Origin of the sequence: Aliiroseovarius halocynthiae, assembly GCF_007004645.1 — a bacterium.
Lineage (GTDB): Bacteria > Pseudomonadota > Alphaproteobacteria > Rhodobacterales > Rhodobacteraceae > Aliiroseovarius > Aliiroseovarius halocynthiae.
In genome coordinates, this window is record NZ_ML660019.1 from 476742 (window position 1) to 498121 (window position 21380).

At 58.8% G+C, this 21380-nt stretch carries 18 protein-coding genes; 6 read left to right on the plus strand and 12 right to left on the minus strand.

Features of this window, described 5'->3' with window-relative positions:
- Positions 1 to 42: 42 nt before the first annotated feature.
- Genes FIL88_RS02490 through FIL88_RS02515 form a run of 6 tightly spaced genes read left to right on the plus strand, consistent with a single transcriptional unit; the run spans position 43 to position 8086 of the window.
- The gene (locus tag FIL88_RS02490; protein ID WP_142852232.1) at positions 43 to 3780 is read left to right on the plus strand and encodes a nitrate reductase subunit alpha; all 3738 of its coding nucleotides are present in this window, start codon (positions 43 to 45) and stop codon (positions 3778 to 3780) included.
- Positions 3777 to 5300: a nitrate reductase subunit beta gene (gene narH / locus FIL88_RS02495; RefSeq protein ID WP_142852233.1), complete on the plus strand. Its 1524-nt coding sequence runs from the start codon at positions 3777 to 3779 to the stop codon at positions 5298 to 5300. The genes FIL88_RS02490 and narH overlap by 4 nt, the downstream gene beginning before the upstream one ends.
- Entirely contained in the window at positions 5300 to 6016 is a 717-nt protein-coding gene (gene narJ / locus FIL88_RS02500; RefSeq protein ID WP_142852234.1) for a nitrate reductase molybdenum cofactor assembly chaperone, read from the plus strand. The genes narH and narJ overlap by 1 nt, the downstream gene beginning before the upstream one ends.
- A gap of 11 nt (positions 6017 to 6027) precedes the next feature.
- Positions 6028 to 6726: a respiratory nitrate reductase subunit gamma gene (narI, locus tag FIL88_RS02505; RefSeq protein ID WP_142852235.1), complete on the plus strand. Its 699-nt coding sequence runs from the start codon at positions 6028 to 6030 to the stop codon at positions 6724 to 6726.
- A 6-nt stretch (positions 6727 to 6732) separates the two neighbouring features.
- Positions 6733 to 7533, plus strand: coding sequence for a peptidylprolyl isomerase (locus FIL88_RS02510; protein WP_142852236.1), 801 nt, complete (start codon positions 6733 to 6735; stop codon positions 7531 to 7533).
- Between the two features lie 34 nt (positions 7534 to 7567).
- Complete coding sequence (locus FIL88_RS02515) at positions 7568 to 8086, plus strand: DUF2478 domain-containing protein (RefSeq protein WP_142852237.1); 519 nt, start codon at positions 7568 to 7570, stop codon at positions 8084 to 8086.
- 63 nt (positions 8087 to 8149) lie between these two features.
- Here FIL88_RS02515 and FIL88_RS02520 read toward each other — a convergent pair whose 3' ends face one another.
- The 12 genes from FIL88_RS02520 to FIL88_RS02575 all read right to left on the minus strand — a co-directional run bounded on the left by FIL88_RS02520 (position 8150) and on the right by FIL88_RS02575 (position 21286).
- Complete coding sequence (locus tag FIL88_RS02520) at positions 8150 to 8512, minus strand: DUF5368 domain-containing protein (RefSeq protein ID WP_142852238.1); 363 nt, start codon at positions 8510 to 8512, stop codon at positions 8150 to 8152.
- 14 nt (positions 8513 to 8526) lie between these two features.
- On the minus strand, positions 8527 to 9843 hold the full coding sequence (locus tag FIL88_RS02525; protein ID WP_142852239.1) for an NAD(P)/FAD-dependent oxidoreductase: 1317 nt from the start codon (positions 9841 to 9843) through the stop codon (positions 8527 to 8529).
- Between the two features lie 639 nt (positions 9844 to 10482).
- A complete protein-coding gene (locus tag FIL88_RS02530) occupies positions 10483 to 11445 on the minus strand; it encodes an aldose epimerase family protein (protein WP_142852240.1) in 963 nt (320 codons plus the stop codon).
- Positions 11442 to 13343 carry a beta-galactosidase gene (locus FIL88_RS02535; RefSeq protein ID WP_142852241.1) on the minus strand — a complete coding sequence of 634 codons (1902 nt, stop codon included), beginning with the start codon at positions 13341 to 13343 and terminating at the stop codon, positions 11442 to 11444. Before FIL88_RS02535 ends, FIL88_RS02530 begins: the two co-directional genes overlap by 4 nt.
- Positions 13344 to 13350: 7 nt before the next feature.
- Entirely contained in the window at positions 13351 to 14196 is an 846-nt protein-coding gene (locus FIL88_RS02540) for an SMP-30/gluconolactonase/LRE family protein (RefSeq protein ID WP_142852242.1), read from the minus strand.
- Positions 14193 to 14798 carry a 2-dehydro-3-deoxy-6-phosphogalactonate aldolase gene (locus tag FIL88_RS02545; RefSeq protein ID WP_142852243.1) on the minus strand — a complete coding sequence of 202 codons (606 nt, stop codon included), beginning with the start codon at positions 14796 to 14798 and terminating at the stop codon, positions 14193 to 14195. Before FIL88_RS02545 ends, FIL88_RS02540 begins: the two co-directional genes overlap by 4 nt.
- Positions 14795 to 15700: a 2-dehydro-3-deoxygalactonokinase gene (locus FIL88_RS02550; RefSeq protein WP_142852244.1), complete on the minus strand. Its 906-nt coding sequence runs from the start codon at positions 15698 to 15700 to the stop codon at positions 14795 to 14797. The genes FIL88_RS02545 and FIL88_RS02550 overlap by 4 nt, the downstream gene beginning before the upstream one ends.
- 5 nt (positions 15701 to 15705) lie before the next feature.
- Complete coding sequence (locus tag FIL88_RS02555) at positions 15706 to 16473, minus strand: SDR family NAD(P)-dependent oxidoreductase (RefSeq protein ID WP_142852245.1); 768 nt, start codon at positions 16471 to 16473, stop codon at positions 15706 to 15708.
- Positions 16473 to 18182, minus strand: coding sequence for an IlvD/Edd family dehydratase (locus tag FIL88_RS02560; RefSeq protein WP_142852246.1), 1710 nt, complete (start codon positions 18180 to 18182; stop codon positions 16473 to 16475). The genes FIL88_RS02555 and FIL88_RS02560 overlap by 1 nt, the downstream gene beginning before the upstream one ends.
- Positions 18179 to 19522 carry an alpha-glucosidase/alpha-galactosidase gene (gene melA / locus FIL88_RS02565; RefSeq protein ID WP_142852247.1) on the minus strand — a complete coding sequence of 448 codons (1344 nt, stop codon included), beginning with the start codon at positions 19520 to 19522 and terminating at the stop codon, positions 18179 to 18181. The genes FIL88_RS02560 and melA overlap by 4 nt, the downstream gene beginning before the upstream one ends.
- Complete coding sequence (locus FIL88_RS02570; RefSeq protein ID WP_142852248.1) at positions 19519 to 20367, minus strand: carbohydrate ABC transporter permease; 849 nt, start codon at positions 20365 to 20367, stop codon at positions 19519 to 19521. The genes melA and FIL88_RS02570 overlap by 4 nt, the downstream gene beginning before the upstream one ends.
- Positions 20368 to 20371: 4 nt before the next feature.
- The gene (locus tag FIL88_RS02575; protein ID WP_142852249.1) at positions 20372 to 21286 is read right to left on the minus strand and encodes a carbohydrate ABC transporter permease; all 915 of its coding nucleotides are present in this window, start codon (positions 21284 to 21286) and stop codon (positions 20372 to 20374) included.
- Positions 21287 to 21380: the final 94 nt, after the last annotated feature.

Below are 21380 nucleotides of genomic sequence, written 5' to 3' on the forward strand. Positions count from 1 at the left end.
CGGCAGATGCCGGGGTAGGCCAGCCAACCTAGGAGAAATCAGATGAGCCACCTGCTCGACAGACTGAACTTCTTCCAGTCCAAAGAACTGGAACAGTTTTCTAACGGTCACGGCCAAGTGACCAACGAAAACCGCGACTGGGAGGACACCTATCGGAATCGCTGGCGCCATGACAAAGTTGTGCGCTCGACCCATGGGGTGAACTGTACCGGATCGTGTTCGTGGAAGATCTATGTGAAATCCGGGATCGTGACGTGGGAAACCCAACAGACCGATTACCCGCGCACCCGCCCCGATCTGCCCAACCACGAACCGCGCGGCTGTGCCCGTGGCGCGTCCTACAGCTGGTATCTGTATTCCGCAAACCGCGTGAAGAACCCGCTGGTGCGTGGCCGTCTGATGAAAGTATGGCGCAAGATGCGTCAGACCATGTCGCCGATCGAGGCTTGGACCGCGATCCAGAACGACCCGATCCTGCGCGATTCATATGTGAAGACCCGCGGTAAGGGCGGTTTCGTCCGCGCAAGCTGGGATGAAGCGACCGAGATTACCGCCGCCGCCAACGCCTATACGGCCAAGAAATACGGCCCCGACCGCGTGATCGGCTTCTCGCCCATCCCGGCGATGTCGATGATTTCTTACGCTGCGGGCGCCCGTTACCTTAGCCTGATTGGTGGGGTCTGCGGATCCTTCTATGACTGGTATTGTGACCTTCCGCCGGCGTCGCCCATGACGTGGGGTGAACAGACCGACGTGCCGGAATCGGCTGACTGGTACAACGCTGGCTATCTACTGCTCTGGGGCTCGAACGTGCCGCAAACGCGGACGCCGGACGCACACTTCTATACCGAAGCCCGGTATCGCGGCACCAAGTCCGCTGTTATCTGCCCCGACTATTCGGAAGCCGCCAAGTTTGGCGATGTCTGGCTGAACGTCAAACAGGGTACCGACGCCGCATTGGCAATGGCCTTCGGTCACGTGATCCTGCGTGAATTCCACTTGGACAATCAAGTCGAGTATTTCGAGGATTATTGCCGCAAGTATTCCGACTTCCCGATGCTGGTGAAGCTGGAAGACAAAAACGGCAAGCTGGTTCCCGGCCGTTTCCTGCGTGCTGATGATCTGGACGGCAAGCTGGGTGAAGACAATAACACGGAATGGAAAACCGTCGCGCTGGATGAAAAATCCGGTGGTCTGGTCGCGCCCAATGGCTCGATCGGGTATCGCTGGGGCGAAGATGGGGAATGGAACCTTGAAGAGCGCGCCCAAGAGGCCGACACCGATCTGAAGATGACTTTGATCGGCGATGGCGACCATGACCGTGTTGCTGGCGTGGACTTCCCCTATTTCGGTGGCGAAGCGACCGAGCAGTTCTCGACCGGCGATGACCGTCCCGACGTTCTGACCCGCAACATCCCTGTACGCGAGATCCAGACCAAAGACGGTGTGATCCGTGTGGCCACCGTATTTGACCTGTTCTGTGCCAACTATGGCCTTGATCGTGGTCTGGGCGGCGACTGGGTTGCCAAGGACTATAACGAAGACGTGCCGGGCACACCTGCTTGGGCCGAGAAGATCACCGGCGTATCCGCCGACAAGATCGTCCACGTCGCCCGTGAATTCGCGCAAAACGCCGAGAAGACCAACGGCAAGTCGATGATCATCATCGGCGCTGCGATGAACCACTGGTATCACATGGACATGAACTATCGCGGCGTGATCAACATGCTGATCATGTGCGGTTGTGTCGGTCAGTCCGGCGGTGGTTGGGCGCACTATGTGGGGCAGGAAAAACTGCGCCCGCAGACCGGTTGGTTGCCGCTGGCATTTGCGCTGGATTGGAACCGTCCGCCGCGCCACATGAACTCGACCTCGATGTGGTATGCGCATTCGGATCAGTGGCGTTACGAGACACTGACCGCCAGCGAGATCATTTCGCCCACAGCACCGGAAGGTGATTGGGATGCGACGATGATCGACTTTAACATCCGTGCTGAACGGATGGGCTGGTTGCCGTCGGCACCGCAGCTGAAAACCAACCCGCTGGAGGTAGCCAAACAGGCCAAGGACGCCGGGATGGAAATCCCCGCCTATGTGGCGCAGCAGCTGAAATCTGGCGATCTGGAAATGTCCTGCGAGGACCCGGATGCGCCCGAAAACTGGCCGCGCAACTTGTTTGTTTGGCGTTCGAACCTGCTGGGGTCTTCCGGTAAGGGGCACGAGTACTTCCTGAAGCACCTGCTTGGCACCGATCACGGCGTTCTGGGCAAGGATCTTGGGGAAGAAGGTGCGCAGCTTCCGAAAGAGGCCAAGTGGCATGAAGACGCGCCCGAGGGCAAGCTGGACCTGCTGGTCACGCTGGACTTCCGTATGTCGACCACTTGTGTCTATTCGGACATCGTTCTGCCCACGGCCTCGTGGTACGAAAAGAACGACCTGAACACTTCGGACATGCACCCGTTCATCCACCCGCTTCAGGCGGCCGTGGACCCGGCTTACGAAAGCAAGTCGGATTGGGAGATCTTCAAGTCGATCGCCCACAAGTTCCAGGAAGTTGCCCCGGAAATTTTGGGTGTGGAAACGGACATCGTTCAGGTTCCGCTTCTGCATGACACCCCGGGTGAACTGGCGCAGGATCAGGTGCGTGACTGGAAGAAAGGCGAATGTGACCTTATTCCGGGCAAGACCGCGCCGAACTATGTGCCCGTCGAACGCGACTATACCGCTGTCTACGACCACTTCGTCTCGCTTGGTCCGCTTTTGGACAAGCTGGGCAATGGCGGTAAAGGCATCATGGTCGACGCCAAGGACGAAGTGCAGCACCTGCGCGAGCTGAATGGCGTGCATCTGGATGGCCCCGCCAAGGGTCAACCGAAGATCGTGACCGACATCGACGCGACCGAGGTTGTGCTTATGCTGGCGCCGGAAACCAATGGCGAGGTCGCCGTCAAAGCGTGGGACAGCCTGTCCAAAGCGACAGGCCGTGATCACACCCATCTGGCCAAACCAAAGGAAGACGAGAAGATCCGGTTCCGCGACATCGCCGCGCAGCCACGCAAGATCATCTCGTCCCCCACATGGTCGGGTCTGGAAAGCGAAGATGTCTGCTATAACGCGGGCTACACCAACGTGCACGAGCTGATCCCGTGGCGGACCCTGACCGGTCGTCAACAGACATATCAGGATCACCAGTGGATGCTGGCCTTTGGTGAGGGCTTCCTGTCCTATCGCCCCCCCGTCGATCTGAAAACGATCACCGACGAGGTCCACAGCGAGAAAGACTGGCCGCATGTGGTGTTGAACTTCATCACACCGCACCAGAAATGGGGCATCCACTCGACCTATTCCGACAACCTTCACATGCTGACGCTGAACCGCGGTGGCCCGGTGATCTGGATCTCGGAAAACGATGCGAAATCGGCGGGTATTGTCGATAACGATTGGGTCGAGCTCTACAACTCGAACGGTGCCCTGACGGCCCGTGCGGTTGTTAGCCAGCGGATGAAGGACGGAACGACCTTCATGTATCACGCGCAAGAGAAAATCGTGAACACGCCCGGGTCTGAAAAGACCGGCAAGCGCGGCGGCATTCACAACTCGGTCACGCGTGCGACGCTGAAGCCCACTCACATGATCGGCGGCTATGCCCAACAATCCTACGGTTTCAACTACTACGGCACCGTGGGTGCGAACCGCGACGAGTTTGTTGTGGTGCGCAAGATGAAGAAGGTTGACTGGCTCGACCGTGAAGCGACCCCGAATAAGGAGGCAGCAGAATGAAGGTACGTGCTCAAATCGGCATGGTGTTGAACCTTGATAAATGTATCGGGTGCCACACCTGCTCTGTGACGTGTAAGAACGTCTGGACCTCGCGCGACGGTGTTGAATACGCATGGTTCAACAACGTGGAAAGCAAACCGGGCACCGGCTATCCGACCGACTGGGAAAACCAGGCACGTTGGAATGGTGGCTGGGAACGCACCAAGTCGGGCAAGTTGCAGCCCAAACAGGGGTCGAAATGGCGGATCTTGGCGAATATTTTCGCCAACCCCGACCTGCCCGAGATCGACGATTACTATGAGCCGTTCGATTTCGACTATGACCACCTGAAGTCGGCCCCCGAAATGGAGGCCTTCCCCACCGCCCGCCCGCGTTCCAAGATCACTGGCGAACGGATCGAGAAGATCGAGAAGGGGCCGAACTGGGAAGAAATCCTGGGCGGCGAATTCTCTAAACGTGGTGAAGACTACAACTTCGAAGGCATCCAAAAGCAGATCTACGGGGAATACGAGAACACCTTCATGATGTATCTCCCCCGTCTGTGCGAGCACTGCCTGAACCCGGCGTGTGCGGCGTCGTGTCCGTCTGGCGCGATCTATAAGCGCGAGGAAGACGGCATCGTCCTGATCGACCAAGAGAAGTGTCGTGGTTGGCGGATGTGTGTCTCGGGCTGTCCTTACAAAAAGGTCTACTATAACTGGTCGACCGGTAAGTCCGAGAAATGCACCCTGTGTTATCCGCGGATTGAAAGCGGCAACCCGACCGTCTGTTCGGAAACCTGCGTCGGCCGGATCCGCTATCTGGGTGTGATGCTCTATGATGCCGACAAGATCGAGGAAGCCGCGAATGCGGAAGCCACCACCGATCTTTATGACGCGCAACTGGGTGTCTTCCTTGACCCGAATGATCCCGAGGTGATTGCCGCCGCAGCCCGCGACGGTGTCCCGCAGGATTGGATCAAGGCAGCCCAAGAAAGCCCGATCTGGAAGATGGCGATGGAGTGGAAAGTGGCGTTCCCGCTGCACCCCGAATATCGCACCCTTCCGATGGTCTGGTACATCCCGCCGCTCAGTCCGATCCAGAACGCGGCCGAAGCCGGCGCAATCGGCACGGACGGCGCAATGCCCGACGTGAAGAACCTGCGTATCCCGGTCAAGTATCTGGCCAACATGCTGACCGCTGGCGACGAAGCCCCCGTTGTCACCGCGCTTGAGCGGATGCTGGGTATGCGGGCCTATATGCGCTCGAAAACCATCGAGGGCGTTACGGATGAGGGTCTGGCAGAACGCGTCGGTCTGTCGGGTCGCACCATCGAAGACATGTATAAAATCATGGCCCTTGCCGACTATGAAGACCGTTTCGTCATCCCGACCACGCACCGTGAGCAAGTCGAAGACGCTTACGATCTGCGCGGAGGCTGCGGTTTCACTGATACCAATGGCTGTTCCGGTGGAACGTCGAAGGCCTCGCTGTTTGGCGGTGCCAAGAAAGCCCTGAAAATGCCGTCGGAGGTGATGTAATGGACCGTTCACTAAAAGCCATTTCACTCGTGCTAAGCTACCCCACTCGCGAACTGCAGCAGGCCATGCCGGAAATCGGCGCGGTGCTGGCATCGGACAGCCGTCTGACGGCGGCTGCCCGTCGCGACCTGCGCCCCATGGTTGAGGCCTTGGGCGCGCAGGACATTTATGACCTGGAAGAGCAGTATGTGCTGCTCTTCGACCGCTCGCGGACCTTGTCGCTGAACTTGTTTGAACATGTTCACGGCGAAAGCCGCGACCGGGGCGGCGCGATGGTGTCGCTGGTCGAGATGTATCGCGAGGCAGGCTTCGATCCGGTGTCGAGCGAGCTGCCCGATCACCTGCCTGTTCTATTGGAATTCCTGTCCACGCGTCCCTATGCCGAGGTGCAGGATACCTTGGCGGACGCGGCGCATATTCTGGACGCGTTAAGCGAACGACTGGTTCGACGTGAAAGCCCATATGCTGCCGTGTTCGCCGCTTTGCTACAGTTGTCAGGCGTAGAAGCCGACAAAGAGGCTGTGGCCGAGCTTCTGGAACAGCCCGAGGACGATCCTAACGACCTAGAGGCTCTGGACGAGATCTGGGAGGAAAGCGAAGTGCGCTTTGGTCCCGATCCCAATGCCGGTTGCCCACAAGTGCGCGACATGCTGGCGCGCATGGATGAACCCAAATCAGACACAGCAGCCCGCGCCCCCGGCGTGGCTGCGGAATGATGGAGGCGGAAATGCATAATTTCTTCTTTGGAATCTTCCCCTATATCGCCCTTGGCGTGGGGATCATGGGAAGCATCGCGCGCTATGACCGCGATCCTTTCACTTGGAAAACCTCGTCCTCTCAGATGCTGCGACGCAAGCAGCTGGTGATGGGCTCGATCCTGTTCCATGTGGGTGTGCTGATCATCTTTTTCGGCCACCTGATCGGTCTTCTGACCCCAATCTGGATCTTTGACGCCATCGGCATCAGCCACGGGGCGAAACAGCTTTTGGCCGTTGTGGCCGGTGGTATCGCGGGCGTCATGGCGCTGGTGGGCGGCGGCATGCTGTTCCACCGTCGCTGGACCGATCCGCGGATCCGCCAGACCTCGAGCTTCTGGGACATTGCCATCCTTGGTATGCTTCTGGCGCAGCTGGTGCTGGGTCTGCTCACGATCTTCGTCTCGCTGGGTCACTTGGATGGGCACGAGATGGTCAAGTTCATGTCTTGGGCGCAAGGGATCTTCACCTTTGACGGGGCGGCTGCCAGCTATATCGCTGACGTGTCGTGGATCTTCAAACTGCACCTGTTCCTTGGGCTGACAATCATCCTTGTCTTCCCGTTCACCCGACTGGTGCACATGCTTTCAGTGCCTGTGCGCTATATCTGGCGTCCCGGCTATCAGGTGGTGCGCTCGCGCCGTCAAAAACCTGCGAACCCTGCGGAGTAATAGACCATGAATGCGGTCCTCTTTCCCGATCTCGTCGTCAATGGTGAAACCGTCCCTCATGCGGTGGTTGCCGCCGAGGCACAGAACCATGACGCCCCCACCGGCAAGCCCGGCATTGCCTGGCGCAAGGCAGCCAATGCTGTCGCGGTGCGGACCCTTCTTTTGCAAGAAGCCCGCAAGCGCCAGATCACGGCCGACCCGGCCGAGGTCGCTCCGGGCCGCTTTGAAACAGACGAGGAGGCCCTGATCCGGGGCCTTCTCGAAGCCGAAGTCGAAGTCGCGTCGCCCAGCGAAGACGCTGTGCAGGCCGAATGGTCCCGCGATCCCTCGCGTTTCCGCGCGCCGCCCCTGTGGGAAGTCTCGCACATTCTGATCGCTTGCGATCCGCGCGACACGGATGAAACGACTGCAGCAAAGGCCCGCGCCGATCAGGTGCTGGAGGCTGTGACCGCGAACCCGCGCAAGTTCGGCCACATCGCCGAAGAACACAGCGATTGCGGTTCGAAGTCCTCTGCCGGGGCGCTGGGCCAGCTTGGGCCGGGTGATACGGTCCCTGAGTTTGAAAAGGTGCTGCGCGGGTTGGAAAGTGGTGCGATCACCGGCGCTCCCGTCCTGACCCGTCACGGCTGGCACATCATCTGCATGGACGCCGCCGAAGAGGGGGCGGAACTGCCCTATCACAGCGTCAAACCCCGCATTGCCGAGGCTATGGAAAAGGCCGCATGGGCCAAGGGCGCGCGTGCCTTCGTCGCCAAGCTTGCCGCCAAAGCCGAGATCACAGGCGCGGATTTGATGCCGGTTCAGTGACGTTGAGACGCGGGTAAGAGGAAAAGGAAACATTATGAGAATCGCGTGTACGAAAGCCCCTGGACGGGGCGACACGGATCAGCTTCTTTACGGCGTGGCCAGCGCGCTCAGCGCTAAAGGGATCCGCGTCGCGGGCACCGCACAGATCAATACGGATCGCAAGAAAGATGGCCCCTGTGATATGGACATTCAGGTACTGCCCAACGGGCCGCTTCTGCGGATTTCCCAAAGCTTGGGGCAGGGCGCCCGGGGCTGCCGATTGAATGCCGGTGTGCTGGAAGACGCCGTCGCGCGGGTCGATGCGATTTTGGATGACGGGGCGGATTGCTTGATTATCAACAAGTTTGGCAAGCAAGAAGCCGAAGGTCGCGGTTTTCGCGACGTGATCGTGAAAGCGCTGGGTCTGGACATTCCGGTTCTGGTTGGGATGAACCAGTTGAACCAAGACGCATTTGCAACTTTCGCGGGCGGGTTGGAGCTTCAATTGCCACCTGACGCCCAGATGCTGGAAAGCTGGCTTCTGGATCAGGGTGCCCTTGCGATTGCGGTGTGATCAAACCCTTCTAACAACAAAGGGCCGCATCTTGCGGCCCTTTTCTAGTTCTATCCAACTGATCTAGTTGGTGTGCTCGTCTGGTTTTTGCAAGAACAGCGCATCGAACGTGTACACCAGAATAGCTGCTCCGACGGCGCCCATAGCCGCGATGCCCAACAGGATGATCAGGTCAATTGGCCCGCCAATGTCGGAAAAGCCCGAATGGGTCATCTTTTGCACGAACAGGACTGCGGCGATCGCACCAAACGGCATAGACAGCTGTGCACGCAAGAATTTGTGCCAGCTAACGGCGCGGTCGCGGATCAACACATAGAAATAGGCCAGCGTGATAACTGCCGCTGTAATCACCATGATCCAGAACAGTGTCGGACCAAAGATCTCTTCAAAGACAGCGATCAGGGTGCCAAAGGTAAGTTCTTTCATCGGTCATCTCCTTCTTACGCGTCGCCACGGATCATGGCGTTATAGGTGGCTTTCAACGCGACCTCTTTCATCAGCCAGCTGATCCACAGCTCTTCCAGGGGCGCAATCACGCCCGGGAAGCTGGGGGTCAGATTGTTGTCATAGTCGAACTCGATCAGCATCGCGCGGCCCACGCGGGTGATCAGCGGACAAGAAGTGTAGCCATTATAGCTCGCGTCGCTTTTAGAGCCTGTGATCTGCGCGATTAGATGCTCTTCGACCACTGGCACCTGCCATTTGACGCTTGCGGCGGTTTTGCCTTTTGGTACGCCTGCAATGTCACCCACGGCAAAGACATTGTCGAAGAATGTGTGCTGCAACGTGTGCTTGTCCACCGTCGCCCAACCCCGGCCATCCCAGCTGCCCGGATCCGTCAGAGCCGAGTTGCGGATCACGTCTGGCGCCTGCTGCGGCGGCACAATGTGCAGATAGTCATACGGCATTTCCGCGTCGCCGTTTTCGGTTGCGAATGTCGCCACCTTCTTACCAGCATCCACCGCTTTCAGAACGTGGCTGTAATGCGGGGTGATCTCGCGTTGGCCAAATAGCATTCGCAGCTTTTCCGAGATGATCGGAACACCGAACAGCCCCTTGTTGTGGGCCATATAGTTGATGTCCAGTTTGGTGGTCCCCGCTTTACGGGCAATGTCGTCGATCAGGAACGTGTGCTTGATCGGTGCGCCGGCACATTTCATCTCGGTCGCGGGGCGGGTGAAGATACCCACGCCGCCGTCTTCTGTATAGCGGCCAGCGGCTTCCCACGTTTTGGCGGCATAGTCCGGCCCGGCATAAAGCGACCCGATGCCGTCTTTGCCGATCATATCCATCTCGAACCCTTCGATGGCGCTATAGTTCAGGACCAGACCCGTTGCCAGCACCAGAAAGTCATAGGGAATGGACTTGCCGCTTTCGGTCGTCACTTTGTTGCCATCGGGGTCAATCTCGGCGGCGCGCTCTGAAATCCAGGTAATGTTCTTGGGCAGCCAGTGCGCGGTTTGCGACACCGAGTAGTCTGCGGGCTTTAAACCCGCCGCAATCAGCGAAAAGCCGGGCTGGTACCAGTGTTCCTTGCGCGGGTCGATGATTGTGATCTCGGCCCCGTTCAGGCGGCGCGTCAGGCGGTTGGCCAGCGCTGTTCCAGCAGCACCGGCGCCCAGAATGACGATGCGCGCCTTGGTGTTGATCGGGGTTGGGGCGGCAGCTGCAGTACCAGCGCCAGTGGCCACAAGCGCGCCAGCGCCCGCAGCGAAGCTTAGAAAGCCCCGGCGTGTCGCGGTGAGTGAATGTGTCATGTGATTTCTCCTATCGGGCAAATCTCGATTCTGGCTGCCTCTCTACGTCCGTTAAATATTCCGGTCTATGAATTTGTTTGTTGAATAGGGGTGGCTGAGTGACGCAGCTGGAATGGGCTCAGTTGTGTGGGTGGCACAGCAGTAGCGAGGCGACCGAGACACTTAAGCTGACAGTAGCACCTGAGTAGACCACCGCTGCCCTCACATGGTTAGAGCAAGTAGCGCAATTTACACATCGAATTGCGCGCCTTGCTTTCGACCGCTTTTGCGGAGGGCTTTGCAAGCCGGTTGCGCACCAAAACCTATACGGTCCAATCTGGCGCGGGCGGTCGCTTCAAACACTACGAAATTCAGGGCTGGCTTCGTAAATGACCAGATCCTGATGGCTGAGATCCCGCCAACAGCGGAGGTAGCTTCGAAAGCGGGATTGTGCGCACGGCGTTTAAGGCGTTCAGTGGTTCCGTGTCCCATGCCGCGATCACCGGGGGAATTCGTGAACCTCTGGGCGGTTCGTAAAGTGCATCAGGCCGAATCCTGAGTCGGAAATCATTTTGGAGTGGCGTGCGTAGAGCGGTCTTTGACTGCAATGTTGTCGCTGAGGTCGGTTGGTTTTTTTTAAATGCTGTGGTTGGCAGTATGCTAGGGAATAGATCGGGCAAATACGAACTGCGATTTCGCCTGGAAGACTTCGCCAATGGCGAGGATGACCTGATCCGCCCACGGCTGGTTTGGAGCGTCGATCCAGCGATGCGGTTCCAATGCCACACCTGCGCGAGGATGATGAAAAGGGTCTGCCAGCCACGCACCGTCATAGGCCTGAAGGCCCGGCTCGGTGGTCAATACCTGCATCTGAAGGCGGTCTGCGTTTACCTGTGCCGCATGGCGCAGCGGGCCGGGCGCCTTGGCCAGACAGAAATGATGGTCCAAACCGTCGGGCACCGGGCCAAGCGTTCGCAAGTCGAAGGGCGTTTGATCAACAGATGTGGGGCCGGCAATCGGCAGCCCATCTTTAACTGGGATCATACGATCAGCGGCAATCGACAGGCGGTGATGACGGATATCTGGCGCCCCATCCAGATTGAAATACATATGTGGGGCTGGGTTGCAAAAAGTAGGAGCGTCAGTGGTCGCCCGGATTTCGACCACAAAAGACGTGTCACAAAGCCGATAGGTCACCTGCAACGTTAAGCAACCCGGAAATCCCATATGCCCATCCGGCAGGACCTGTTCCAGTATCACATAGTCCGTTCCGTGATCCAGCAGCGCCCAATTGCGGTGGCTACACCCGTCATAGCCTCCGTGCAGGGTTGTCGTCCCGCGCTCGTTTCGGTCCAGCGCATAGGTCTGTCCGTCCAAGGTGGCCGTCCCACCCGAAATCCGGTTCGCAACCCGCCCCACAATCACGCCCATATTGGCCGGGTTGTTCAGATAGGCGCTGGGATCTTGATACCCCAACACCAGCGACGGCGCGTGACCTTGAAGGTGCAGGCTTTGCACCGCAGCACCGAAACTGACAACGGTGGCCTGCATCTGGTCAGATTGCAACGATATGGCCAGCAGCGGGCTGCCATCCGGCAGATCTGAGATGTGGGTGATGCTCATAGCGGACGCCTTGTGATACCAGCAGGTGGCAAAGTGCCAGCAGGTGTATCGACCTGCTGGTCGGTGTGATTGAACCAGAACTCTTCTGTTGCGGTGCGGCGGGTGCGGACGCCTTCAGGTAGGGTTAGTATCGGGACACTAGCCATCTCAGCCAATAGTGCAACCAAGCGATCCAACCCGGTCGCGTCCAGCCAAGCACCACAATAGGACTGCGCGGCGTCGCCAACCAACACGGGTGCGCCGTCTTGGGTTTCCAGCAGCATCGGCGCTGTGGTTTCCAACTCTTCCAGATACCCGGTCACAGCCCCGCCGTCTTTCAACGCGACGGGCATATCGGGGCGCAAGCTTTCCAGCCGCGTGACCGTTACATCCAGCCCGTCTAAGGCCGGTGGAAGCGGTACCGGGATCTTGAAACCCGCGTCTCGTGCGCCTGTGCGCGGGCCATAGCAGACATGACCCTCGGCCCCGGACAGAGCTGACCGTAATGCGTCGGGCAGGTGCATCACGCCGGGCGCGAAGATTAGCTGATAGCCTGTGAAATCCGTATGGTTTGGCGGAACGATATCAACCGAGATCCCCGCACGGCGCAAGGCTTTGTAGTGCTCGAACACCAACCCAAAATAGCTCAGCCCAACACCATGCGGCTGCGTGGTCCAAGCCCAATCGGCGTCATAGTCAAAAACAAGCGCCACAGGTGCTTGGGCGGGTTGTACATCCGGCGCGTCGGCAAGCTCGGTTGCGACCTGCTGTGCTTCGGCCATGGCAGGCGCGTCTTCACTGTCGGGGCGCAGAAGGCCCGCATGCAGCTGTTCCTGCGCAAACGGTGCCTGGCGCCAGCGGAAATAGCAGACAGCCTCGGCCCCGTGGGCGAAGGCCTCCCACGTCCACAGGCGCACCATGCCGGGCAGGGGCGAGGGATTGTAGGGCGCCCAGTTGACCGGGCCGGGTTGCTGCTCCATCACCCACCATCGCCCGCGCCCGACCGCGCGATAGAGGTCATGGTGGAACGCCTGAAAATCGGGATCCCCCTGACGCGCATAGGCACGCTGATGGGCCGCATCTGCGCCTACGCGATCTTCCAGAAAACCCAAAGGATAGCTGTCCCATGTGGCGATCTGCAGATCCTTGCCAAGCTTGAAATGGTCGAACTCGGTCACGCGCCCCATATAATTATGCGAGATCGGTGCGGATGACGCGGCGGCGATCTCGGCCACCTGCACCTTGTTGAACCGCACCACCATATCCGAGCTATAGCGGCGGAAATCTTGCATATGGGCGGGGTTGGGTTCGGTGACGGTCAGATTGGGCAGATCGACCTCGTCGAAACTGCGATATTCCATCGACCAGAAAATATTGCCCCATGCCGTGTTCAGCGTGTCGATGTCGCCATAGCGATCGGCTAGCCAAAGCCGAAACCCGTCCCGCGCGGCGTTTGAGTAGGAAATGACCGTGTCATGACAGCCATATTCATTGTCCGTCTGCCACGCGGCCACATGCGGGTTCTGACCATAGCGCTGGGCCATCATCCGCGTGATGCGGTGGCTTTCATCGCGATACCCAAGATGGCTGAAACAATAGTGCCTGCGTGATCCGAATTTGCGCGGGTTGCCGTCAGCGTCCACGGCCAACATGTCGGGATGCTTGTCGATCATCCAGCGTGGAGGCGTGGCGGTCGGTGTGCCCAGTACAACTTTCAGGCCTGCCGCGCCCAGCACGTCAATGGCGCGATCCAGCCAGTCCCAGTGAAGAACGCCGGGGGTGGGTTCGATCTTGGACCACGAAAACTCGCCAATGCGGACCCATGTCAATCCAGCGTCCGCCATACGGCGGGCGTCTTCTTGCCAGATCTCCTCGGGCCAATGCTCGGGATAGTAACAGGTACCTAATGTGCGTTTCATAGCGGCCTCAGAGGATAACACGGTGCTCGGCTTGTCCAGTCAGGCCTGTGTCGATGGCGAAGGTTTTCCCGGCCATCGTGTCGTCTGGGCGGTCAACGGCGGCGGTTGTTACGAAAAGCGTGCTGAGATCCGCGCCGCCAAAGCAAGGGCACGAGGATTGCGGTGTTGGGACGTCGAAGCTTTGAAGCAATGCACCGTCTGCCCCATATCCCGCCACACGGCCTGCGCCCCATTGGGCGTTCCAAAACGTGCCATCCGCGTCGACAACGGCCCCATCCGCGCCGAACTCTTCGTTGCTGAGATCCAGAAAAACTTCGGGCGCACCTTTCGGCCATCCGTGGTCATCCAAGGCCTGCCGCATGATCCGTCCGTCAATCGTGTCGGTGAAATAGGCGGTGTGGCCATCCGGGGCAAAGCAGATCGCATTGGTGATGGTGATCTGATCGTAAAGCCTGCACAGTTCGCCACGATAGAAGCGATAGATCGCGCCTGCGCCCGGCTCGGCATTATATCCCATGGTTCCGATCCAGAACCCACCTTGCGGATCGGCGCGCCCATCATTGGATCGCGTGATCGGGTTGTCTGCTTCAAGATCGAACAGTTTGGTCCGCGTCCCGGCGGTAATCTCGAACCGCCACAATGCGCTGGCGCTGGCCATGATCAGCGTGTCGTGATCCACCCAGCCTGCCGCCGAAACGCATTCGTCAAATTGCCAGCTTACTTCACGGTCATCGGTACGGGTCAAAAGCTTTTTGCCCAGAATGTCGAACCAGAAGAACTGACCCCGTTCTGGGTGCCAGAACGCGCCTTCGCCAAGTGCGCAAACCGTGTCCGAGAAAACGCGGGCTGTCATGGGCGCGCTCCGTCATAGGCGGCGACGATTTCGGACGCCAGCGTGCTGACCTGATCCGCAGAAAACCCCGGCTTATAGATGTTCGAGCCCAGCCCAAACCCGGTGATCCCGGCAGCAAACCAATCGGCAAAATCGGCAGGGCCCACGCCACCGACGGCATAGGTTTTCGTGCCCGTTGGCAAAACCGCCGATAGCGCTTTGTACCCGTCCAGCCCCAGCTTGAAGGCCGGGAAAAACTTCAACCCATCTGCCCCAGCGCGCAGGGCGGAAAACGCCTCGGTCGGGGTAAGGACGCCTGGGTAAGACAGCATGCCCTGCGCCTTGGTTTCCGCAATCACCTGCGGGTTGGCGTCGGGCGAGACAACCATTTCCGCGCCGATCGCTGCCAGCTTTTTAACGCTGTCCGTGTCCAATACCGTTCCCGCCCCTATCGTGGCGCGGCCGCCCGCGGATTTCACCATGCGTTCGATGCTGTCAAACGGCTCGGGCGAATTCAAAGGCACTTCGATTTTCGAGATACCTGCGGCGATCAACGCCTCCATGATCGGAAGTGCTTCGTCTGGTTGGATGCCACGCAGAATGGCGATGATCTCTCGTGTCATGCTTTCGGTTCTTTCCACTGCATATAGGCGGCGGTCAAACCTGCCAACGTCATGTTTTCAGCGTCCACGCAGCGCACCATTGCCCCTTGCAGGTTCAGCGCGGCTTCATAGGCGCGGGCGACACTGCCTTCCCCCAGAATAACCACTTGTTGCCCCAGCCAGTAAGGTTTGGCCGCTGCCAGTTCAGCCCCAATTAACAATGCGGAGAGTCGCGCGCGCGCCGCCGCCGCGGACAGGTCATTCAGCAACCCCTCGGCCCGCAGCGAAAACAGTTTCGCGGCCAGATCCGCGGGGCGCGATAGCGTATCTGACAAGGCGTCACGAAAGGCGTCTTCGTCCCAGTCCCGAGTGTCAACGGAATGGCGCAGCACCGACTGATCCGCCAACAAGGCGAAAAGTTCACCCGTCATGAAGGTCCGGAAACTGACGATCTCGCCCGCGCTGATATGGACCCATTTGTTATGTGTGCCAGGCAGACACAGAATGCCGTCGAAGTCAGGATCCGATGCCAGGAACCCAGCAATCTGCGTTTCCTCGCCGCGCATGACGTCGGCGGGCTTAACCTGTTTCACACCTGGCAGAATACGCACCGAAAGCGGATCGGCGACAACAGGCGTCGCCAGGTTGCCGCCGGGCGGTGCACAAGGCACCGCGACATAGGGCGCTTCGGCCCAGCCCTGTCTGGAACCGGCCATACCACAGATGATCACGGGCAGCGGCACGTCGGAAATCACGTCGGATAAGAGCTCTGTCAGAATCGGGGCAAATTGATCGCGCGCCAGCCCGCCCATGCCTTGGTCACTGTTACGCCTTTCGATCATGTCGCCAGCCTGTGTCATTAGCCATGCGCGTAAGTGGGTTGTGCCCCAATCCACGGCAATCCAATCCGGTATCTTCGTCATGCCCGTCATCCTGTTACAGCCACGCCTCCGTCCACGACCAGCGCCTGCCCGGTGATCATCCGGCTGGCTTGCGATGCCAGAAACAGGGTCGACGCGACAATGTCATCAGGTGCGAGATGCTCTTTCAAGCATTGGCGTTCCAGATGTGCGGCCAGCGCGTCTGGCTCGGCCCACATATCAAGCTGTTTTTGCGTCAGGACCCAGCCCGGAGCCAGTGCATTCACGCGGATCTTGTCAGAGCCGAACTCGCGGGCAAGTGAGCGCGTCATGCCATTGATCCCGCTATTGGCGGTCGTGTAGATCGGATAGCCGGTATTGCCCATCATATAGCTGATCGAGGTGAAGTTGATGATCGCACCGCCTCCGGCAGCCTTCATGCCCGCCATCACCGCCTGACAAGCAAAGAAATAGGCTTTCAGGTTGATCGCCTGCGCCCAGTCCCAAAACTCCTCGGTCACTTCTTCTGTGCTGTGGCGCTGATCGTTGGCAGCGTTGTTCACCAGCGTGGTGATGGGACCGTTCAGGTCGGCACATTCGGCCATTGCGGCTTTCAGTGCAGGAATGTCCGTGATGTCGCATTGCACGAAATGCGGACGGTTGCCGGTCTGGGCTTCCATCTGGTCCACGAAGTCCGAGGCGTCCGAGCGCCCAACGAAGCCGACTTTGGCGCCCTGACGTAGAAAGCCTTCGGTTAATGCCGCACCAATGCCCGACCCGCCGCCGGTAATGAACACAGATGTGTCTTTCAGATCGTGAAAAGTCGCGTGGGTCATTAATGGCTCTCTCGTGTCACGGGGCGGGTGTCTTTGCCCACCAGAAAATCCAAATCTGCGCCTTGGTCGGCTTGCAAAACGTGGTCGACATACAGCTTGGCATATCCACGGGTATAGTGCGGTTCAGGGGCCGTCCAGTTCGCGCGGCGCTGTTCCAGTTCCGCTTGATCGACCAACAGTTCCAACACGCCCTGCGACGCGGACAGCTTGATCCGGTCCCCGGTCTGCACCAGTGCAAGCGGGCCGCCTGCTGTGGCCTCGGGGGCCACATGCAGGACGACGGTGCCAAAGGCGGTACCCGACATGCGAGCGTCAGACACGCGCACGATGTCGCGCACGCCTTTCTTCACCAGCTTCGCGGGGACGGGCATGTCGCCGACTTCGGGCATGCCGGGATAGCCTTTGGGGCCGCAATTCTTCAGAACCAGGATAGAGTTCTCATCCACAGGAAGATCGTCGCGGTCGATATTGGCTTTCAGCTCTTCAATAGTCTCGAAGACATAAGCCTTGCCTTCATGCTCTAGCAGGTGATCGGACGCGGCCGAGGGTTTTACGATGGCCCCTTTTGGCGCAAGATTACCGCGCAGTACACGCAGGCCCGCCGCTGGTTTGCGCGGTTCGTCATAGGCGAAGATGACGTCGCGGTTATAGCATTCGGCATCTTCATAGTAATGCGTGATGTCCTTGCCCATCACGGTGTTGGCCGACCGCAGCTTGTGCGCGAGTTCTTTCAGCACGACGGGCACACCGCCCGCATAGCAGAAATCCTCCATCAGGTATTTGCCCGAGGGCATACAGTTCACCAGCAGGGGGATCTCGCCGCCGATTTCGAAATCGTCCATGGTCAGGTCGATGCCCACGCGCCCCGCCAGCGCCAGAAGGTGGACGACGGCGTTGGTCGAACCGCCAAGGGCCGCATTGGCCAGAATGGCGTTTTCAAAGCTTTCCTTGGTCAGCACATCGGACAGTTTCAGGTCTTCTTCGACCATCTCGACGATCCGCTTGCCTGTCATATGGGCCAGTGCCATGCGGCGGGCATCAACAGCGGGAAGCGAGCCGTTCATGGGCAGCGACAGACCCATCGCTTCCGACAAGGATGATACGGTCGAGGCGGTGCCCATCGTCATACAGACGCCCTTAGATCGGCTCATCCCGCTTTCGGTAGCCATGAAATCCTTCAGGGTCATGTCGCCCGCCTTCACGTCCATCGCGAACTTGCGTACGTCGGTGCCCGACCCCAGATCGCGACCCTTCCATTTGCCGTTCAGCATCGGACCAGCGGACACAACAATCGACGGCAGATCGACCGAGGCCGCGCCCATTAACTGACCGGGAGTGGTTTTGTCACAACCGCCAAGAAGCACCACACCGTCGATGCCATAGGCGCGGATGCTTTCCTCGACATCCATCGACAGAAGGTTACGAAACAGCATGGCCGTGGGCTTCATCTGGGTTTCACCCAGCGACATGACGGGGAATTCGACGGGAAAGCCGCCAGCCTCCCACACGCCGCGTTTCACGCCCTCGGCCAGCTCGCGCAGGCCCGAGTTGCACGGGGTCAGTTCCGACCACGTGTTGCAAATGCCAATCACCGGACGGCCATCAAAAGCGTGATCCGGGAACCCTTGGTTTTTCATCCACGACCGACGGATAAACCCGTCCTTGTCGAGCATCCCATACCAGCCGCGATTTCGTCTGTCCTTGCTCATGCTGCCTTCCTTACGCGTGCCCATTCCGGGATCCAGTCCCCATGCGCAGCCAATAGGTCAGTGACCAAAGACCGGATCTGACGCAGATCCAGCTCGGCGGCGGTATGCGGGTCCATCATTGCCGCGTGATACAGGTGTTCGGGGTTTTCATCCAGCAACGCGCGCACGGTCAGTTCCTGCACATTGATCTGCGTGCGCATCAGCGCGACCAGTTGCGGCGGGATGTCCGTCACTACACTGGGCTGCACGCCGTTCATGTCCACAAGGCATGGCGTTTCCACAGCTGTGCCCATGGGCAGTTGCGGGATCTGGCCCAAATTCGGCAGGTTGCCATACGCCACATACGGTTGCCCGGTGACGATGGCATTCATCATCTCGGCTGCGAACTCATGGCTTTTCGGCACGTCGATCCCAGCCGCATCTTTCAGGGCCGTCGCTTGCTCTTTCCATTCCGCCTGCTGCTCGATGCAGCGCTTGGGGTATTCGTCCAATGGGATGCTAAACTCGGTGATCAGATCGTCGCGGCCATCCTTGATGAACCACGGCACATATTCAGCGAAATGTTCGGAGCTTTCGGTGCAGAAATACCCCAGATGCTCCATCACCTCATAGCGCACCTTGTTGCCACAACGGGGCATCATCAGTGGGGGCTTAGGGAAGCGGCCTGTGCGATAGCCTTCGCCGAGTTTTGGATAGAGGCTGTTTCCCGCCGCGTCTTCCAAACGCAGGAAGAAGGCGACATGGTTCACACCTGCGACCTTATAACGGATATCGCCTTCTGCCATGTCCAGATCATGGGCCAACTCCTGCACCGTGTTCTGAACCGAATGGCACAGGCCAACCTGCTTGATCTTCGGGAAACGTTCGGCCAGCGCCCATGTGTTGATCGCCATTGGGTTCACATATTGCATCAACAGCGCGTTTGGGCAGACGGCTTCCATATCACGTGCGACCGACCACAGATGTGGAACCGTGCGTAGGCCGCGCATGATGCCCCCGATGCCCAGCGTGTCGGCGATGGTCTGTCGCAGCCCATATTGCTTGGGCAGCTCGAAATCCGTGATCGTACAGGGATCATACCCACCGATCTGGAACGCCGTGACAACGAAGTCTGCCCCTTCAAGCGCGCGGCGTTGATTCGTGTAGGTTTCCACGACCGCGCCAGACCCCATGGTCGCGATCATCTTCTTCGCCACAAGCTCGCTTTCCGCAAGCCGAACAGGGTCGATATCCATCAGCGCAATCTTGGCGTCTTTCAGCGCCTCGAAATGCAACATGTCGCCCACGATATTCTTCATGAAGATCGTCGAGCCAGCACCGATGAAGGTGAGTTTGGTCATTTAACAGCTCCGAGTGTGAGGCCAGCGATGAAATGACGCTGCATCAGGAAGAACATGGCCACCGGCGGCAGGGCCGCGACGATGGAACCTGCGCTCATCAAATGATACTGCGCCACGAATTGCGAGTTGAACGAGGTGATGCCCGCCGTGACTGGTTGTGCATCCGGGCCCTGGGTCAAGACGATGGCCCAGAAGTAATCGTTCCAGATGAAGGTGAAGATCAGCACTGACAGCGCCGCGATGGCAGGTTTCATCAAGGGCAGGACGACGTACCAGAATATGCGCCACTCGGCGACGCCCTCGACGCGGGCGGCCTCGATCAGTTCATAGGGTAGGGCGCGGATGAAGTTGCGCATGAACAGCGTGCAGAACCCGGTTTGAAATGCGATGTGGAACAGTACCAGACCCAGCTTGGTGTCATAGAGGCCAGCCGAGACAGTCAGGTCGCGCACCGGAACCATTAGGATCTGGAAAGGGACGAAGTTGCCCGCGATGAACATGAAGAAGATCAGCAGATTGCCTCGGAAGCGATAGATGCCCAGCGCGAAGCCGGTCATGCAGGACAGGGCAACCGCGCCGATCACCGTCGGCACCGTGATCAGGACCGAGTTCAGCATATAGCGCGGCATATCGCTTTCGAAAAACACTTTGCCGTAGTTTGTGAAGAACTCGAAAGACGATGGCACGCCCCAATAGTTCCCGTTGGTGAAATCTGCCAGCGGGCGCATGGAAAACAACGCCACAGCCAGCAGCGGCAAAAGCCACATGATCAGCGCAAAGGGCACCAGCGCCTGATAGGTGATCTGGGCCCCGCGCGACCGTTTCTCGATTGGTGTGGGAAACATCGTCTTACCTCCGCGCTGCTTTTTCGTCTTGGTACATGGACCACAGGAAATAGCCGATGAAGACCAGCATGATCAGGAACAGAACCACCGCGATGGCCGAGCCGTACCCCATGCGGAACCCGTATTCGGACAGCGCCTTTTCGAACATGTAGAAGCTGAGCACGCGGGTTGATCCGAACGGACCACCGTTTGTCATGATCGAGATCAGGTCGAAGGACCGCAGCGCGCCGATGATGGTCACCACGAAGGCGATAAAGGTGGCGGGTTTCAGCTGCGGTAGGATCACATGCCACAGCATCCGCCAACCCTTGGCGCCATCCAGTCGCCCGGCCTCGATCTGTTCAGGATCTACGGCGTTCAGGCCCGTCAGATACAGGATCATGCAATAGGCCGTTTGGGGCCAAAGACCCGCGGCAATGATCCCATAGGTGGCGGTGTTAGGGTTACCCAAAATGCCCCCTCGAACGTCGATGCCAAACCAGCCGGTGATAATGTCGAACAGGCCGACATTGGGCAGATAAAACCATGAAAAGACCAGACCGACGACCACTTGGCTTAGCACGAAGGGAAAGAAGAACAGGGATTTATACAGGCGTATCCCGGTGATCGTCTGGTTTAGAAATAGCGCAATCAAAAGCCCGGCTGGGATCGCCAGAAGATACAGCGCCAGCCATTTCACGTTGTTCCACAGTGAAATCTCGAACGCGCGGTCACCTGTTAGCTCGCGATAGTTTTCGAGCCCGACATAGGTTGCCTCGCCCAGCCCATCCCATTCGTACAGCGAGATATTGAAACTTTGGCCAATGGGGATGATCACATAGACCATGAAGAACAATACGCCCGGCAACAAGAACAGCAGCGGCGTCAGCGTCATCCGGTTGCGCCGGACCCAGCTTAGGTCTGAATGTGCGGTGGTCATTTCGTCTCTCCTGTAGACACGTCATGGGAAAGCCCGCACCGGGCTTGCCAATAGCGTGCAGTATAGCGTGGAAAAGACAGGTGCCCCGCCAATT